Raw genomic sequence first — 17,297 nt, forward strand, 5'->3', positions numbered from 1 at the left:
AATTTAAGGTACAACAATAATGATGGTAAAAAAAGTCGGGATGTGCCAAAAAACTTATTAGTCCTGACACATCCCCTCTTTATGGATGAATTAGCACAGTGCTTTGTTCAGCATGTAATAGACTTCGTTCATGCGAAGCTCTTTCTTGAAATTACTGATAGTCGTATCTTTGTCAATACGGATCATTTCGATACCTGCAATTTCAGCATAGTCTTCCCAATATTCTGCTGTCAGATCGTATGAGAAGCAAGAATGGTGTGTGCCACCTGCCAAAATCCATGCGCCTGCACCTACTTCGAAATTAGGCATTGGAATCCAAAGAGCGGAAGCAACCGGCAATTTAGGCAACGGTTTCGGCTCGATACATTCTACATCGTTCACAATCAGACGGAAACGATTACCCAGATCTACTACAGTGGCGGTGCAGCCTGAACCTACCTTGGATGTGAATACAAGACGGGCTGTCTGGCTCTTACGAATACCTATGCCCAGGAAATGTACTTCCAAACGTGGCTTGGAAGCAGCGATAAGCGGACAAACTTCCAGCATGTGTGATTGCAGGATAGCGCTGTTTGCACCGTCGAAGTTCAAGGTGTAGTCTTCCAGGAAAGAACAACCTTTGGAAAGTCCTTGGTTCATCACCCATACGGTACGGTATAGAGCTGCCGATTTCCAGTCGCCTTCGGCACCGAATCCATAGCCTTCAGCCATCAGACGCTGAGAGGCCAGTCCCGGAATCTGATCGAAGTAGCTGCCGTCAGTCTGGCCCAGGTCGTCAAAATTGGTCGTGAATCCTTTGGCACCTTTGGCTTTGAGGATAGCGCGGAGAGCCAATTCGGCTTTTGCAGCGTTCCATACTTTCTGATAAGCTTCGGTTGATTTGTCTTCCAATGAAGCATCGTGGTCGTATTCATTGAAGTAAGTTGATACAAGTGCCTCTACATCTGCGTCCTTGATATCTTTATGGTATTCCATCAGTTCGCTTGCCGGACAGTAATCTACGTGGTAACCCATGCGTTGTTCTGCTTCCACTTTGTCACCGTCAGTTACAGCTACGTTGTTCATCTGGTCACCGAAGCGGATGATCAACATATCCTGAGAATCTGCCCATCCTGCGCAGACACGCATCCAAACGGCGATCTTGTGCTGGGTATCTTCCTCTTTCCAGTAGCCTACCACTACTTTGCGGCGGATGCGCATACGGGTGCAGATATGTCCGAATTCACGGTCGCCATGGGCGGATTGATTCAGATTCATGAAGTCCATATCCATGGTATCCCAGGGAATTTCTTTGTTGAACTGAGTGTGCAGGTGTAACAGCGGTTTCTTTAACTGCTGCAGACCGTGAATCCACATCTTGGCAGGTGAGAAAGTGTGCATCCAAGTGATGACACCGATACATTTCTCATCATTATTGGCTGCTTTGAACACTGTTTCCACTTCTTTAGAAGAATTGGCTGTTCCTTTATATACTACTTTTACAGGAAGTTTTCCTGATTCGTTCAGTCCGTTTACCATTTCGTTGGAGTGGGCATCTACTGCTACTACAGCGTCACCTCCGTACAGAAGCTGTGCTCCTGTTACAAACCATACTTCATACTGATCAAATGCTTTTTCCATGATTTTTTTATTTAAAGGGTTTTGTTTTTATTATTTCTGTCCATAATAAGCATTGGGACCGTGTTTGCGGCTGAAATGCTTTTCTATCAATAGCGGGTTCATTGTCAAATGAGGGTTGGCGGCAAAAGCGATACTTGCCATTTTGGCTACCTGTTCCATCACTACGGCATTGTGTACGGCGTCATTGGCATCTTTTCCCCATGCGAAAGGGCCATGGTTTTTCACTAGTACTCCCGGAGTGTGTACCGGATTCAATCCTTCGAAGCGTTTGACGATCACATTGCCTGTTTCCAGTTCGTAGGCGCCTTTTACTTCCTCTTCTGTCATATCGGCGGTACAAGGTATGGCGTCATGGAAATAATCGGCATGAGTTGTTCCGATATTGGGAATGTCCAGCCCGGCTTGTGCCCAGGCGGTGGCATAAGTGGAGTGGGTGTGTACCACCCCGCCTATTTCAGGAAATGCTTTATATAGAACTACATGGGTAGGGGTGTCTGACGAGGGGCGAAGGGAACCTTCTACCACGTTGCCGTCCAGATCTACTACCACCATGTCTTCGGCTTTCATATCATCGTATGATACACCACTAGGTTTGATCACTACCAGGCCTGTTTTACGGTCGATGGCAGAAACATTTCCCCATGTAAAAATAACTAGTCCGTGTTTTACCAAATCCAGATTGGCACGGAATACTTTTTCTTTTAATTCTTCTAACATAATGAATAATTAAGCAATGTGGCAAATTAGCAACATTGACACCTTTTTTAAAGTTTGAATTTCGGATCCTTTTTGTAGGCCTTATCGTTAAATTTATAAAGATAAGCACCTCGCCGGGAGCCTGATTTATCTATTAAATCTGTTTTTTCTATGAAATCCATTTCGGCTACCCGTTTGCGGAAATTCCGTTTGTCCATCGGTTCGCCATAGATTGCTTCATACAGATTTTGCAGCTGGGTCAGAGTGAACAATTCGGGCAACAAGTTAAAACCGATGGGATTGTATGACGCTTTGTGCTTCATCAGCTCACGTGCTTTAGAAATCATGATCGGGTGGTCGAATATGAGTTGTGGCAATTCGTCTATTTTTGTCCAATAGGCATTGTGCTGTTGTACGAGTCCTCTGTCATATTCATTTACATTGACCAAAGCGTAGTAGGCTACTGATATCACTCGTTCTCCCGGATCACGTTCCAGGTCTCCGAAGGTACCGACTTGTTCCATATATACATTTTCAAGTCCGGTCAGTTCAGACAAAACTCGTTTCGCAGCAGCATCTACACTTTCGTCCTCTTGTACGAATCCTCCCATCAAAGACCATTTTCCCATGGCCGGCTCAAAATTTCGTTTTAGCAGAAGCAGCTTTAGTTCTCCTTCGTCAAAACCGAAAATGATACAGTCCACAGATACATAGAATTTAGGATTTATGTTATAATAGGTGGTCATTTGAGTTGGTTTTTAGATTGAGTTGTTTTTTTACCAGAAGTACCAGTAGAATGCCGCTGTTATACCCAGGATGATAACCGAGTGAATAATATCCCAATGATCCCAGCTTGCACGTGTGGCGGCTTTTTGTTCCGGAGTTGAGGTGCCGAAAACCAATCCTTGGATCTTTTCAGTAGAAGGAGCTTCTGTTGAAAGGCTGACTAAAATGACGACAATCATACAGAAAAGGAACATCCATCCGCAGAAGAACAGCCAGTTCATATCGTAGAACAGGTATTTGAAAATACTGTCGCTGGCATCTGTCACATTGCTATAATAAACTTTGGCACCCAGACGGGTCAGACCGATAATCATACCTGATAACAATCCCCACATACCCCCTTGGGAAGAAGTACGTTTCCAACAGATACCCAGTAAGAAAGCTGCCGCAATACCCGGAGCCAATACAGACTGAACATCTTGCAGATAAGTATAAAGTACATCACCTACAGAACGCATGATAGGAATCCACAGAATACCTAGAATAACAATTACAACGGTAGCCATCTGACCGATAAGAACCAGTTTCTTTTCAGAAGTCTGAGGCTTGAATCTCTTGTAGAAGTCGATGGTGAACAGCATTGCTGAAGAGTTGAATAAAGAAGCCAATGAACTCATCAAGGCAGCAAGGATACCACATACCACCAATCCTTTCATTCCGGCAGGCAGCAATTTAGCCACCAAAGTTGGGAATGCGGCATCGGCATTGGGATTTCCGTTAGCAAGCATCGGCAAGAAACCACCGTCACCTATATATTTCTGATGCAATGCGAAAGCAATCATACCCGGAATCAGGAACAAGAATACAGGAAGCAATTTCAAATAGGCACCAAAAATAGTACCACGGCGTGCTTCTTTTTCATTCTTACCGGATAATACACGTTGCACAATGAACTGGTCGGTACACCAGTACCAGAAACCAATGATAGAAGAACCAATCAGAGCACCCAGCCAAGGGAAATTCGGGTCGGCATTGCTACGAATAAGGTTCGTCATTGAATCACCGTAATCATTCACTGTGACAGCGCCACAAATTCGGATCATTTCATCCCAGCCACCCAGTTCTTTGAAACCAAGTACCAGAATCACTAATGAGCCCAACAGCAGGATAGGAGTTTGCAAAACAGAAGTATAAAGTACTGATTTCATACCTCCGAAGATGGTATAAAGGGCAGTCAGCAGTACCAGCCCGATAGCTGCGATCCAGAAGAAATCAATTCCCCAAAGTTCCTTGATACCGAATACCTGCTGGAATACCAGGCCGCCTGCATATACAGTTACGGCAACTTTAGTCAAGACATAGCTGACCAATGAAATGATGGACAGAATGGTACGTGACTGAGGGTTGTAGCGACGTTCCAGAAATTCCGGCATCGTATAAACCATGCTTCGTGTATAGAAAGGTACAAAGACCCAACCAAGTATCAAAATCATCCATCCCTGGATTTCCCAGTGTGCCATGGCCATACCGCTTGAAGCACCGGCTCCTGCCAGACCGATCAAGTGTTCCGAGCCAATGTTTGATGCGAAAATAGATGCACCGATAGCAATCCATGTAGCATCTCTACCTCCTAAAAAGTAGTCTGCTGAGTCATTTTGTTTCTGGCTTACTACCCAGATGATAATTCCTATTAATGCCAGGAAAAAAGCGGCAATAACAATCCAATCTAGTGTTCCCACGTTTTTAAATATTTTAAGTTTAACAATTATTTCTCTATACCAAATTTAAAGATGCATTGGCTGCGATAGGTTTGTCCCGGTTCCAGAATGACAGAGGGCCATTGTGCTTTGTTGGGACTGTCCGGATAATGCTGTGTTTCCAGGCAGACAGATGCGCGTTGCGGATAAGTAATTCCTTTTTTCCCTTTTACGGTTCCGTCCAGGAAATTGCCTGTGTAAACCTGTATTCCCGGTTCGTTGGTATATACTTCCAAAGTGATGCCGCTGGCAGGACTGGTCAGTTTGGCTGCCAGCTGGTTGATGTCGCCTTTCGTGTTAAGTACCCAGTTGTGGTCGAAACCGTTACCAAATTTCACTTGTTCGTTTTCAAAGTCAGTCACATCGGGGGCGATGGTTTTGGGAGTGTTGAAGTCAAATGGAGTTTTTGCTACCGCTGTCATTTCTCCGGTAGTCATGAATGTGCTGTTAACCGGAGTGATGCTATCGGCATTTACATACAGAATATGGTCAGTGGCCGGATTGGCTGGATTTCCACTCAAGTTGAAGTAAGAGTGGTTGGTCATATTGATCACCGTCTTTTTGTCAGTTGTTGCTTCATAGTTTATGTCGATGGCATTGTCACCACTCAGTGCGTAGGTAACGGTAGCGGTGACATTCCCCGGAAAGTTTGCGTCTCCATCCGGTGACTTCATGGTCAGGGTCATGGTACTGTCGTTTAACTGGTTTGCTTCGTACACTTGGTATTGCCATCCTTCGGGACCTCCATGCAGACAGTGGCCGAAATTATTTTGAGGAAGCTGGATGGTTTCTCCGTCTATTACTATGATTCCTTTATTAATACGGTTGGCATAGCGTCCGATAGAAGCGCCAAAGTCGCTGGGGATGTTTTGGTAATCAGCAATGCTGTCGAAACCCAGCACTACGTCTTTCATCTCTCCATTTTTATCGGGAACCAGGATCGACACAATACGTCCGCCGAAGTTGGTTACACACACTTCCATTCCGGCGGTATTTTTCAGCGTGTACAGTTTGACAGGTTTTGTACCGTCCACCATGGTTTCATAATTAGTGGGATTCAATCCGGACTTTGTAAGTGTCTCTTGTGATTGTTTGGGAGCGCAAGCACTAAACAAGGTCAGTGCGATACCGGTTCCCAAAAAGGTTTTCTTCATGCTTTTCATGATATAAAAGTACTAATTAGTAATAGGATATATGATTTGGGTGTAAAAGTAACACTATTACTAATACGTTGGATATGAAAAGAGTATGTTATGTAACATAAAAGTGTAGGAAATACACTTTTATAGTATAAGGAAGAAAAAAACCGCCCTGAACTCAGAGCGGTTTTTATATGCAGGCGAATTTGAGATATCTTTTATACCAGTTTACGAGAACCGTCGCTAATGACTACATCGTAAACCTTCGGGCTTCTGCCGAATTTTTCTTTGAATCTTTCTTTGGCAGTAGTGATGAATGTTTCGTATAGTTCGTTTTTAACCAAGTTGATTGTACATCCGCCGAAACCTCCGCCCATGACGCGTGAGCCGGTAACACCACAGTCAAATGCAATATCATTCAGGAAGTCAAGTTCTTCGCAGCTTACTTCATACAATTTGCTCATGCCATAGTGAGTTTCATACATCTTTTGACCTACAGTTTCGTAGTCACCTCTTTCCAAAGCATCGCAAACATCGAGTACGCGCTGGATTTCTTCAATAACATATTCTGCACGCATATAGTCTTCTTCACTGATATCAGCTTTTGCCTCCTGTAACATTTCCATTGTACAGTCACGCAAGAATTCTACATGAGGATGTTTTTTCTGGATAGCAGCTACAGCGGCTTCACAGCTTTGGCGACGTTTGTTATAAGCAGAAGAAGCCAATTCGTGTTTAACTACCGAGTCAACCAATACCAATCGGTAACCTTCCGGTTTGAACGGGAAGTATTGATATTCCAAAGAACGGCAATCCAGACGGATCAAGCTGCCTTCTTTTCCGAATACAGAAGCAAATTGGTCCATGATACCGCAATTTACACCACAGTAATTATGTTCTGTTGCCTGACCCACTTTAGCCAATTCGAATTTATCTATTTTGTTGTCACCGAAAAGTTCGTTGATAGCGAAAGCATACGTACTTTCCAATGCAGCCGATGAAGACATACCCGCACCCAGAGGCACATCACCTGCAAAAGCAGTGTCGAAACCTTTTACGTCTACACCGCGTTTGATCATTTCACGGCAAACACCGAAAATATATCTTGCCCAGCTGGCTTTGGGGGCATCCTCTTCGTTCAAACCGAATTCTACGTAGTCTTTCAAATCTATAGAATAGGCACGTACCTTATCTGTACCGTTTGGTTTGATTTCTGCAATCATACCTTTATCTACTGCTCCGGGGAATACGAAACCACCGTTATAGTCGGTGTGTTCTCCAATAAGGTTAATACGTCCGGGGGATGCATATACTGAACCTGTTGTACCATCAAAATGCTTGATGAAGCGACTTCTTACGTATTCTATGTCCATGATATTAATAGTTTAAAGTTAATACTATATATAATGTTTATATGATTATTCTACAGGAATGTCTTTGTTCACGTTCTTGCATCCTATCAAGCCGTAGAACAGCAAATAGGCAAGCAAGGCGATAATCAACCAATAGCTGGCCATATATCCTACTGCGTCAGAAATGAACTGTTGCAATAACGGGAATATACCGCCACCGACAACCATCATCATGAAAATACCTGAGGCTTGTGCGGTGTATTTGCCCAAACCTTCTACAGCAAGGTTAAAGATACCTCCCCACATGATGGACGTACATAAACCGCAAAGTACCAAGAATAGGGCGCTGACCGGTACGGATGCCATTTCAAATCCATTTTCCACACTGTATCCAGGCATAGAAACGGTGATTTCTTTAGGAGTAAATATGGCAATTAATATAAAGAAGATGGCTGTTGCGGAAACAACGATTAATTGTGTGCGTGTAGCTACTTTACCACTGATGATGCTACTTGCAGAACGTCCCACCAACATAAGTAACCAATAAATGGCAGCGATAGCTCCACCAATAGCGGCACCGTTGGCAACCAGACCCGCACCTTTTTCTGTTGGGTCGGCAAGGTAGAAATTCAATGTGCCCGGAATACCGATTTCGATACCTACATATACAAAGATACCGATAACGCCTAATACAGTATGACGGAAGTTCCAAGGACTATGAGAGAATTTTTCTTTCTCATGGCCTGCTTTTCTAAGATGAGGTTCCGGAATGGCGATGAATGAAAGAGCGATAAATGCTGATACGAATACACCCATTGCGATGAATAGCAGAGGAGCCACATCCGACATGGCTGTCTGGGGAGTAACCGAACCAATCAGAGCACCTACAAAAAGCGGAGTCAAAGTACCGGACAATGAGTTTAAAGCACCACCGGCCTGAATCAGCTGGTTGCCCTTGTTGCCGCCACCTCCTAAAAGGTTGAGCATCGGGTTGACTACAGTGTTCAACATACATACACAGAAGCCGCAGACAAAAGCACCAAGTAAATAGATGATGAAGTTCATCTTAATGGCATATTCTCCTAAATTGAATACGTTTATATCTGCACCGAATAAACTGGAAATATACTGGATGAACAGACCGATGAACCCCACTGCCATAGCAATCAGGGCTGTCTTTTTATATCCGATTTTTACAAGCATATTGCCTGAAGGGATACCCATAAACAAGTATGCAAGGAAGTTCATCATATTTCCCATCATACCCAAAGTATTGGCGCCTGCATATTGGTTCTTCCATATTGTGCCGAAGGGCGCAGCAAGATTGGTTACGAAGGAAATCATCGCGAAAAGAAAAAACATTGTAATGATAGCGATGATATTACCGTTCTGTTTTTGTTGATTCATGATTTTGAAAAAATTATAAGTTTATAAATTAGGTTATTTCATAAAATTATTTTTCTACACCGAACTTGTAGATCGTTACTTGGTTGTATGTTTCTCCCGGATGCAGCACACAAGAAGGGAAATGTCCCTTGTTGGGAGTGTCTGGAAAATGCTGTGCTTCAAAACAAATAGCACTTCTTGCCGGGAAAGTTGCTCCATGAGCTCCCTCGAAACCATTATGCCAGTTTGAGGTATAGACTTGTACACCTGGCTCTGTGGTATAGACCTCCATGCTGCGACCGCTTTCGGGTTCTACACATTTTGCAGCGAAACTCAAGGTGCCTTGTTCATGTTTGTTCAGTACATAACAGTGGTCATAGCCTGCACCAAACTCTAGCTGCTCGAATTTATCATTGATTCGGCTGTCTACTCTTTGGGGAGTACGGAAATCCATAGGGGTGCCTTCTACTTTGGCGATTTCGCCTGTAGGGATTGACACATTGTCTATCGGAGTATAGAAATCAGCATGGATGGTTACGATGTTGTTGTCAACGGTTGCCGTAGGGTTGGCAATGCCTGATAGGCTGAAGAAACCGTGGTGGGTGAGATTTACCAGAGTCGTTTTGTCTGTTGTTGCACTATAAGTAATGATAAACTCATTTTGATTACTTAAAGTATATGTTACGTTGATGTCCAGATTTCCCGGAAATCCCTCTTCGCCATCAGCAGACAGATAATGCAATTTCAAACTTTGAGGTGTTTCCTGTTCTGCGTCCCAAACACGGGCATGGAATCCTGTGGGACCACCGTGTAGCGAGTTGGGACCATTGTTGACTGTCAGTGAATACTCTTTCCCCTCCAGAGTGAATTTGCCTCCTGCTATACGGTTGCCGTAACGGCCGATAAGGGTGCTGAGGAAAGGTTCGTGGCTATTGATTACATGTTCTATACTGTCATGTCCTTGAATGACATTGGCGTATTTACCATTTTTGTCCGGAACCATAATAGCCAATACGGCTCCACCATAGTTGGTAACAGCGATTTCAGTGCCGTTCTCATTTTTCAGTATGAAAAGGTCTGTTTGTTTCCCGTTCACTGTTGTCTGAAAATCGGCCCGTTTCAGGCCGCATAAATTCTCATCGGAAGTAGATGTGTTTATCATGTTATTGAAAATCTTTTTATTGTATGTATAAAACTAATGCAAATAAAAAGATTTTCTTCGGTATTCCCAAACTTTTTATAGAAAAGTGAATGCGCTAAACGTGAAATTTTAATAAATCAGCCACGATAAAGCTGCTCCCTCCAACAAAAATAAAGTCATTTTTGTTTGCTTTCTTTTTAGCGGCCGCTATGGCTGTTTTTACATCGGGATAGGTGTTTCCGTGTAATCCGGATTGCAAAGCTAAATCTTGCAGTTCTTTTTCGGGTAAGGCACGTTTTACACTGGCTTTGGTAAAATAGTACATGGCATCTTGGGGAAGCATGGCTAATACTCCGCTGATATCTTTGTCGTTTACCATACCTATTACGATGTGTAACTGTTCGTATTTTTGATGTCTTAACTGTTCTACGATATACGAAATGCCTCCTACATTATGCCCTGTGTCACAAATTAAAGTTGGTTTATGCTCTAATTTCTGCCATCTTCCCATCAGACCGGTAAGTTCGCATACTTGTGAAAATCCTTTACGTATATTCTCTTCCGTGAATTGATAGCCTGTCTGTTTCAATCGGCGAATGGCGGATAGAAGTGTCTGGGTGTTTTTTAATTGGCATAGTCCTCCCAATTCTCCTTCCAGATTTGCATAATCGACAGTCTGATAGATTTGCTTCCCTTCTTCGTCTATGCAGGAAGTCTGTAATAATTGTTCTTCTTCTGCAAAGTAGATGGGGGCGTTTACCTCTTTGGCGCGGGCCATGAATACCGGTTTGGTTTCAGGAGTTGTTTCGCCAATAACTACCGGAATATTTTCTTTGATGATTCCAGCCTTTTCTCCAGCTATTTTTTCTAAAGTGTTGCCTAAAAATTGTACATGATCAAAACTGATATTGGTAATGATGCACAAATCCGGCCGGATGATATTTGTGCAATCCATCCGTCCTCCCAGTCCCACTTCTATAATGGCTACATCTACTTGTTCTCGGGCAAAATAGTGAAAAGCCATTGCGGTAGTCAGTTCAAAGAAAGAGGGATGTAAAGGTTCGAAGAAAGTACGGTGCTTCTCTACAAAGTCTATCACATATTCTTTGGATGCAGGAATTCCGTCAACACGGATTCGCTCACGGAAATCTATCAGGTGCGGTGATGTGTAGAGTCCTGTCTTATATCCGGCTGATTGCAGGATGGCAGCCAACGTGTGCGAACAAGAGCCTTTTCCATTAGTCCCGGCTATATGGATGGTTCGGAACTGGCGGTGGGGATGATTGAAATATTCATCTAGAAGATAAGTGTTTTCTAATCCTGCTTTGTATGCATCCTTGCCTATATGCTGGAATAGTGGGGCGCTATTGTATAAATAATCCAGTGTTTCTTCGTAATTCATAGCGAATGTTTTTATTTGCCGCGGAGTGTTATAAAGGAATACCAAGGTCTTATATCTCCCTGGTACTCCTTTGTAACACTCCGCGGTGTAGGACTAATCGAAGAAGTTTTTGAACTTCTTGAATATTTTTTCTTTAATGCTTGTATTCGGTTTGAAATTATCCGATTCCTGCATTTTCTCTAGTGCTTGTTTCTCATCTTTGTTCAACGTCTCAGGAACATACACGCTTACATTGACTAATAAATCACCCGTACCATTACTGTAGCCATAACTATTGACATTGGGTAATCCTTTGCCTCTTAAACGTAAAACCTTGCCAGGCTGAGTGCCCGGTTCTATTTTTACTTTTACTTTACTGTCAATAGTAGGTATCTCCACCGTACCTCCTAAAGCGGCTGTCGGGATACTTAACAACAGATTGTAAATCAGATCGTTCTCGTCACGTATCAAGTCCGGATGAGATTCTTCCTCGATGACTACAAGCAAATCACCGGGAACACCGTTGTGCTTGCCTGCATTTCCTTTACCATTGACCGAAAGTTGCATACCTTCAGCTACACCGGCAGGAATTTTCACTTCCACCACTTCCTCTCCATATACGATACCTTCTCCCGAGCAAACTTTACATTTGTTCTTGATGATTTTTCCTTCTCCGTTACATTGCGGACATACGCTTTGCGATTGTACCATTCCGAAGATGCTTTGCTGGGTACGGGTAATACTTCCCGTTCCATGACAAGTGGGACACGTTTCCGTTCCTCCTTCTCCTTCGGCTCCTGAACCATGGCAATGGTCACATGTGACGTACTTTTTCAGTTTGAATTTCTTTTCTACTCCCGTAGAAATCTCTTTTAAGTTCAGTTTTACTTTTACGCGGAGGTCTGAGCCACGGAATCTGCGTTGTGCGGAACGTCCGCCGCCTCCGAAACCTCCAAAGCCTCCGAAACCTCCTCCGCGTCCGCCGAAAATATCGCCGAACATAGAGAATATGTCATCCATAGACATGCCTTGTCCGAATCCTTCAAAACCGCCACCGGCAGCTCCGCTCATACCCGCATGTCCGAATTGGTCATAACGGGCTCGTTTGTCCGGATTGCTCAACACGTCGTATGCTTCGGCGGCTTCCTTGAATTTCTCTTCCGCTTCTTTATCTCCCGGATTTTTGTCCGGATGATATTGTATCGCTTTTTTACGGTATGCCTTTTTTATAACATCGAGGGTGGCTGTTTTGTCCACCTCCAGAACTTCGTAATAGTCTCTTTTTGCCATGTTGTTTTATGATACTGTTTTATTGGGCCACTACTACTTTGGCGTGGCGTATTACTTTGTCATTCAGTTTGTAACCGGTTTGCACGCAGTCCAGAATTTTTCCTTTCTTGTCTTCCGAAGGAGCCGGGACTAATGCGATGGCTTCGTGATAGTCGGTGTCAAAATCTTCACCGTCAGTTTCTATTTTCTGAAGTCCTTCCTGGTTCAATACTTTCAGGAATTTGTTGTAGATCAATTCGATTCCTTCACGCATGGCTTTTACGTCATCCGAAGTTTCTGAAGTCTTTATAGCACGCTCCAGATCATCCAGAACAGGGAGAATGGCAGTAATGGTCTTTTCTCCGCCATTCTTAATCAATTCCGCTTTCTCCTTCATGGTGCGTTTGCGGTAATTGTCAAATTCGGCTGAAAGACGCAGGTATTTGTCATGCTGCTCTTCTATTGTTTTCTGAGCTTCCGCCAATTCCTTGCTCACCTTCTCTTCAGCGTCCAGTTCTTCGGCCGCTTCTTTCTGAGTTTCTTCATCGATGGCAGCTTCTGCCGCTTCCTGATTTTTCAAAACTTCCTCGTCTTGAGGCTGGTTCTTCTCTGTTGGGTTCATATTCTTATTAAACTTTTTGTTTTTCTTGTTTTTACTCATAACAGTCAGGGGTTTTAGGTTCATTTATTGCTAACAAATTCCATGCCTGCTTGTTTCCTTTGAGTGATAATTTTGCAAAAGTACGGAATTTCTGCCACACTGACATACTTTTCTGAATTAAAATGCCTACCTTTGCAACCTCAAAAATAGAATAACTATATAAATAAGGTATATTAGGATGATTACAGTTTCGAACTTGGCCATTCAATTTGGTAAAAGAGTGTTGTATAATGACGTAAATATGAAGTTTACCAATGGTAATATTTACGGGGTTATCGGTGCGAACGGCGCCGGAAAATCTACTTTCTTGAAAGCGATTTCAGGTGAGCTGGAACCGACTAAGGGTTCGGTGACATTAGGACCGGGCGAGCGTCTGTCCGTATTGAGTCAGGATCACTTCAAGTGGGATGAATATACAGTCATGGATACGGTTATGATGGGACACACTGTGCTGTGGGACATTATGAAACAGCGTGAGGAACTGTATGCGAAGACTGATTTTACAGATGAAGATGGCTTGAAAGTTTCCGAACTGGAAGAAAAGTTTGCCGAGCTGGATGGCTGGAATGCCGAGAGTGATGCCGCTTCTTTGTTGAGCGGATTGGGCATTAAGGAAGACAAGCACTATATGTTGGTGGGTGACTTGAGCGGTAAGGAAAAGGTGCGTGTCATGCTGGCACAGGCGCTTTATGGTAACCCTGATAATCTGTTGTTGGATGAGCCTACCAATGACTTGGACATGGATACGGTGACTTGGCTGGAGGAATATCTTTCAAATTTCGAACATACGGTGTTGGTGGTAAGCCATGACCGTCACTTCCTGGATTCAGTTTGTACCCATACTGTGGATATCGATTTCGGTAAAGTGAACATGTTTGCCGGTAACTATAGCTTCTGGTATGAATCAAGCCAGTTGGCACTTCGCCAGCAGCAGAACCAGAAGGCGAAAGCGGAAGAGAAAAAGAAAGAGTTGGAAGAATTTATCCGCCGCTTTAGCGCCAATGTGGCTAAGAGCAAGCAGACAACCAGCCGTAAGAAGATGTTGGAGAAACTGAATGTAGATGAAATCAAGCCGTCTTCCCGTAAGTATCCCGGTATCATCTTTACTCCGGATCGTGAACCGGGCAATCAGATCTTGGAAGTATCCGGCTTGCGTGCGGAAACTGAAGATGGCATGGTGTTGTTCAATGATGTGAATTTCAACGTAGAGAAAGGAGATAAGATTGTCTTTTTGAGCCGTGATCCGCGTGCCATGACTGCTTTCTTTGAGATAATCAATGGAAACCGTGCTCCGCAGGCCGGTAAATATGCATGGGGAGTTACTATTACCACGGCTTATTTGCCGGTAGATAATACGGAATTTTTTGAAAGTGATTTGAATTTGGTCGATTGGCTGAGCCAGTTTGGTGAAGGCAACGAAGTCTATATGAAAGGTTTCCTGGGACGAATGTTATTCTCGGGAGAAGAGGTGCTGAAGAAAGTGAATGTGCTTTCCGGAGGTGAAAAGATGCGTTGTATGATTGCCCGTATGCAGTTGCGCAATGCGAATTGTCTGATTCTGGATACTCCGACCAATCATTTGGACTTGGAATCCATTCAGGCTTTCAATAATAATCTGAAGACGTATAAGGGAAATGTGCTGTTCTCTTCTCATGACCACGAATTTATTGAGACGGTGGCGAACCGCATTATTGAACTGACTCCGAATGGCATCATTGATAAGATGATGGAATATGATGAATACATCACTTCCGATCATATCAAGGAAATGCGTGCACGTATGTATGGAGACAATTAAATGATCAGTATGAGCTGAAAAAGAAAGAGCCACCGGGAACCGTTGTCCCTGTGGCTCTTTTTTTATGGTTTAGCTGCAATTCTTATTCCTTATGAACCGCAATGAGTTCAAAATTCTATGATAATGAACGATAATCCATGTCGTTGTATTCGGATTTGGATTACTTTTGCGTCACATTAAAAATGTGAAATGATACTTATGAAAAACTTGATTTTGATTTTAGTCTTTGCTGCCGTCAGCTTGAATATGGCAGCTTCTCATCCTGTACACGTGATTATTACTGCCGGACAGTCCAATACCGACGGGCGGACTTCTAATGAAGATTTGCCGGCATATATTAAAGCGTTGGCTACGGATACGCTGGCGTATGCCGAAGGTGCCTACCGCTATTGTCAGATAGCCCAGAATGACGGGGAAGGAAAATTTGTTCCTTTCTGGCCTCGTGCCAAACGTAACGGGAAAAATAACATGTGGGCTTTTGATGCAGTGGCATATTATGAGTTGGAGCAGTTGTTGCAGGAGAAGTTTTATGTGGTGAAATGGGCCGTTGGCGGAACCTCCATTGCGCCTGATTACAATGCTTCCAAGGGACGTTTCTGGTCAGCGGATCCTGAATGGCTGTCACAGACCAAGGCGACTTCTGACGGGGGAAACTCCTTGTTGCTTTCTTTCATCCAAGAGATAGACGTGTGCATAGACCAGACTCTTTCCCGGCTGGAAGAGGGGTATCAGATAGATGCATTTCTTTGGCATCAGGGAGAAAGCGACTATGCTAAAAGTAAAGACTACTACCATAATCTGAAAACGATGGTGGCTTATGTGCGTACGCATCTGACTGAAAAAACGGGGAAGGACTATTCCCGCCTGCCTTTTATTTTCGGAACTGTTGCCCGGAGTAATAAATATTTCAGCAGGGAAGTAGAGGATGCGATGAAGCAACTGGCCGCTGAAGATCCGAACATGCACCTGATAGATATGTCAGGCGCGGAACTGCTGAGTGACAGGCTTCATTTCACGGCACATTCGGCAGAATATTTGGGGCGGCAGGTATATAAGCGGCTGGAACAAATTATCAAAGGGGATCCCGTTCAGACGGATGGGTTGAGAGGAAAGCGTTTGGGAATTATCGGAGATAGTTATGTGAAGAATCATAAGGAATCCGTAAAGAATACCTGGCATTATAAATTTGCCGAAAGACATGGCATGGAATATTTTAATTATGGCAGGAATGGCAGCAGCATTGCCTATAGTAGCCCGCGTTGGGGGGAGGCGATGTATGTAAGATATAAGGAGATGCCGGATGATCTGGACTATGTGATTGTAGTGGGGGGGCACAATGATGGTTTTAAATTGGATTCAATTGGCGGTATGGATGTCTTTAAAGAGAGGCTGGCAATGCTGTGTGAAGGGCTTATTGAAAAATATCCCACAGCTAAGATTTTCTTCTTTACCCGATGGAATTGTAAGAATTTTAAAGGAAGTGATGCTGAAAAGGTGGTGGATGCCATGATTGAAGTTTGTGGAAATTATAGCATTCCTGTTTTTGACAGTGCTCGAAAAGGGGGAATTTATGCAAGTAGTGATCGTTTCAGGAAAATCTATTTTCAGAAAAGCAAGCACAATACAGATACTGCCCATCTGAATGAAAAAGGTCATGAACGTTTCTTGAAAGTGGCTGAGAACTTTATTTTACAATATTAAGATCCTGTTTGCAAATGCAATAGATTCTTTTTCAGATGCGGATGATGTTGAAGTGATACGGTTTCGTCAAATACGACTGCTCTGTATGCTGACAGAAATCCGGCATGATCCGCATCATCAAAAAAATAATCTATTTAAAGCGGCACAGACGGAGGGCCGGTGTCATTTCAGGTAATCTCCGTCAAACGATAAAGGTAAAAGTCCGCCAACGTTTTCTAATATATAAATATCAGTCTTGCTATAGAGCAGTATCCGCATGGGCTTACCGTATCGTTTTTCAGTTTCTAATAAGACTTGCCGGCAGGCTCCGCATGGAGGAATGGGAGTGTCGAGAAAGTCGTTCTCTGTGCGGGCGGCAATGGCAAGTGTCCTTACTGCCTGGTCCGGATATTGTGAATTGGCATAAAACAAAGTCGTGCGTTCCGCGCAAAGCCCCGATGGATAGGCTGCGTTTTCTTGGTTGGTTCCGGTGATAACCATGCCATTTTCCAACAGTGCGGCGGCTCCGACGGAAAAATGTGAGTAAGGAGCGTAGCTTCTTTGGGTGGCGTCACATGCAGAGTCTATCAGTCTACGGTCTTCTTCCGTCAGCTCGTCATAATGGCGTGCTTCTATCGTTATTTCCAGTTTGATTTGTTTCATGGTACCTCCTCGTTTGTTTTCTTGCAAA

Annotated in this window: 14 protein-coding genes; 2 read left to right on the forward strand and 12 right to left on the reverse strand. The window is 43.6% G+C overall.

Features of this window, described 5'->3' with window-relative positions; all coding sequences use genetic code 11:
- Positions 1-90 precede the first annotated feature (90 nt).
- The 11 genes from araA to grpE all read right to left on the reverse strand — a co-directional run bounded on the left by araA (position 91) and on the right by grpE (position 13,128).
- Entirely contained in the window at positions 91-1,620 is a 1,530-nt protein-coding gene (gene araA, locus ACYQ0C_RS07205) for an L-arabinose isomerase (protein ID WP_016276826.1), read from the reverse strand.
- Between the two features lie 30 nt (positions 1,621-1,650).
- Entirely contained in the window at positions 1,651-2,337 is a 687-nt protein-coding gene (locus tag ACYQ0C_RS07210) for an L-ribulose-5-phosphate 4-epimerase (RefSeq protein ID WP_016276825.1), read from the reverse strand.
- Between the two features lie 47 nt (positions 2,338-2,384).
- Positions 2,385-3,062 (reverse strand): NUDIX hydrolase, encoded by a 678-nt coding sequence (locus tag ACYQ0C_RS07215; RefSeq protein WP_016276824.1) that lies wholly within the window; start codon positions 3,060-3,062, stop codon positions 2,385-2,387.
- Between the two features lie 30 nt (positions 3,063-3,092).
- Positions 3,093-4,781 carry a sodium:solute symporter gene (locus tag ACYQ0C_RS07220; RefSeq protein WP_016276823.1) on the reverse strand — a complete coding sequence of 563 codons (1,689 nt, stop codon included), beginning with the start codon at positions 4,779-4,781 and terminating at the stop codon, positions 3,093-3,095.
- Positions 4,782-4,807: 26 nt separating this feature from the next.
- Positions 4,808-5,962 carry an aldose epimerase family protein gene (locus tag ACYQ0C_RS07225; RefSeq protein WP_032941901.1) on the reverse strand — a complete coding sequence of 385 codons (1,155 nt, stop codon included), beginning with the start codon at positions 5,960-5,962 and terminating at the stop codon, positions 4,808-4,810.
- A gap of 194 nt (positions 5,963-6,156) precedes the next feature.
- Complete coding sequence (galK, locus tag ACYQ0C_RS07230) at positions 6,157-7,311, reverse strand: galactokinase (protein WP_016276821.1); 1,155 nt, start codon at positions 7,309-7,311, stop codon at positions 6,157-6,159.
- A gap of 45 nt (positions 7,312-7,356) precedes the next feature.
- Positions 7,357-8,697: an MFS transporter gene (locus ACYQ0C_RS07235; RefSeq protein ID WP_016276820.1), complete on the reverse strand. Its 1,341-nt coding sequence runs from the start codon at positions 8,695-8,697 to the stop codon at positions 7,357-7,359.
- A 46-nt stretch (positions 8,698-8,743) separates the two neighbouring features.
- Positions 8,744-9,838 carry an aldose epimerase family protein gene (locus ACYQ0C_RS07240; RefSeq protein WP_016276819.1) on the reverse strand — a complete coding sequence of 365 codons (1,095 nt, stop codon included), beginning with the start codon at positions 9,836-9,838 and terminating at the stop codon, positions 8,744-8,746.
- A gap of 94 nt (positions 9,839-9,932) precedes the next feature.
- Positions 9,933-11,219 carry a bifunctional folylpolyglutamate synthase/dihydrofolate synthase gene (locus ACYQ0C_RS07245; protein ID WP_016276818.1) on the reverse strand — a complete coding sequence of 429 codons (1,287 nt, stop codon included), beginning with the start codon at positions 11,217-11,219 and terminating at the stop codon, positions 9,933-9,935.
- A 93-nt stretch (positions 11,220-11,312) separates the two neighbouring features.
- Positions 11,313-12,488, reverse strand: coding sequence for a molecular chaperone DnaJ (gene dnaJ / locus ACYQ0C_RS07250; RefSeq protein ID WP_016276817.1), 1,176 nt, complete (start codon positions 12,486-12,488; stop codon positions 11,313-11,315).
- A gap of 19 nt (positions 12,489-12,507) precedes the next feature.
- Entirely contained in the window at positions 12,508-13,128 is a 621-nt protein-coding gene (gene grpE, locus ACYQ0C_RS07255) for a nucleotide exchange factor GrpE (RefSeq protein ID WP_016276816.1), read from the reverse strand.
- A gap of 178 nt (positions 13,129-13,306) precedes the next feature.
- Between grpE and ACYQ0C_RS07260 the strand changes: the two genes are divergently transcribed.
- Together ACYQ0C_RS07260 and ACYQ0C_RS07265 are read left to right on the forward strand one after the other, a co-directional pair.
- Positions 13,307-14,926, forward strand: a complete 1,620-nt coding sequence (locus ACYQ0C_RS07260; RefSeq protein WP_016276814.1) for an ABC-F family ATP-binding cassette domain-containing protein — start codon at positions 13,307-13,309, stop codon at positions 14,924-14,926.
- A 189-nt stretch (positions 14,927-15,115) separates the two neighbouring features.
- Complete coding sequence (locus ACYQ0C_RS07265; RefSeq protein ID WP_016276813.1) at positions 15,116-16,627, forward strand: SGNH/GDSL hydrolase family protein; 1,512 nt, start codon at positions 15,116-15,118, stop codon at positions 16,625-16,627.
- Positions 16,628-16,789: 162 nt separating this feature from the next.
- On the opposite strand, the gene ACYQ0C_RS07270 is transcribed toward ACYQ0C_RS07265, so the two are convergent.
- Positions 16,790-17,269, reverse strand: coding sequence for a cytidine deaminase (locus tag ACYQ0C_RS07270; protein ID WP_025017926.1), 480 nt, complete (start codon positions 17,267-17,269; stop codon positions 16,790-16,792).
- Between the last annotated feature and the right edge of the window lie 28 nt (positions 17,270-17,297).

Source organism: Phocaeicola sartorii JCM 17136 = DSM 21941 (assembly GCF_054653615.1).

Excerpts from the sequence above, each read along its gene's own strand:
- araA (WP_016276826.1), bottom strand. The coding sequence starts at position 1,620 with ATGGAAAAAGCATTTGATCAGTATGAAGTATGGTTTGTAACAGGAGCA.
- ACYQ0C_RS07210 (WP_016276825.1), bottom strand. The coding sequence starts at position 2,337 with ATGTTAGAAGAATTAAAAGAAAAAGTATTCCGTGCCAATCTGGATTTG.
- ACYQ0C_RS07215 (WP_016276824.1), bottom strand. The coding sequence starts at position 3,062 with ATGACCACCTATTATAACATAAATCCTAAATTCTATGTATCTGTGGAC.
- ACYQ0C_RS07225 (WP_032941901.1), bottom strand. The coding sequence starts at position 5,962 with ATGAAAAGCATGAAGAAAACCTTTTTGGGAACCGGTATCGCACTGACC.
- galK (WP_016276821.1), bottom strand. The coding sequence starts at position 7,311 with ATGGACATAGAATACGTAAGAAGTCGCTTCATCAAGCATTTTGATGGT.
- ACYQ0C_RS07235 (WP_016276820.1), bottom strand. The coding sequence starts at position 8,697 with ATGAATCAACAAAAACAGAACGGTAATATCATCGCTATCATTACAATG.
- ACYQ0C_RS07240 (WP_016276819.1), bottom strand. The coding sequence starts at position 9,838 with ATGATAAACACATCTACTTCCGATGAGAATTTATGCGGCCTGAAACGG.
- ACYQ0C_RS07245 (WP_016276818.1), bottom strand. The coding sequence starts at position 11,219 with ATGAATTACGAAGAAACACTGGATTATTTATACAATAGCGCCCCACTA.
- dnaJ (WP_016276817.1), bottom strand. The coding sequence starts at position 12,488 with ATGGCAAAAAGAGACTATTACGAAGTTCTGGAGGTGGACAAAACAGCC.
- grpE (WP_016276816.1), bottom strand. The coding sequence starts at position 13,128 with ATGAGTAAAAACAAGAAAAACAAAAAGTTTAATAAGAATATGAACCCA.
- ACYQ0C_RS07260 (WP_016276814.1), top strand. The coding sequence starts at position 13,307 with ATGATTACAGTTTCGAACTTGGCCATTCAATTTGGTAAAAGAGTGTTG.
- ACYQ0C_RS07265 (WP_016276813.1), top strand. The coding sequence starts at position 15,116 with ATGATACTTATGAAAAACTTGATTTTGATTTTAGTCTTTGCTGCCGTC.
- ACYQ0C_RS07270 (WP_025017926.1), bottom strand. The coding sequence starts at position 17,269 with ATGAAACAAATCAAACTGGAAATAACGATAGAAGCACGCCATTATGAC.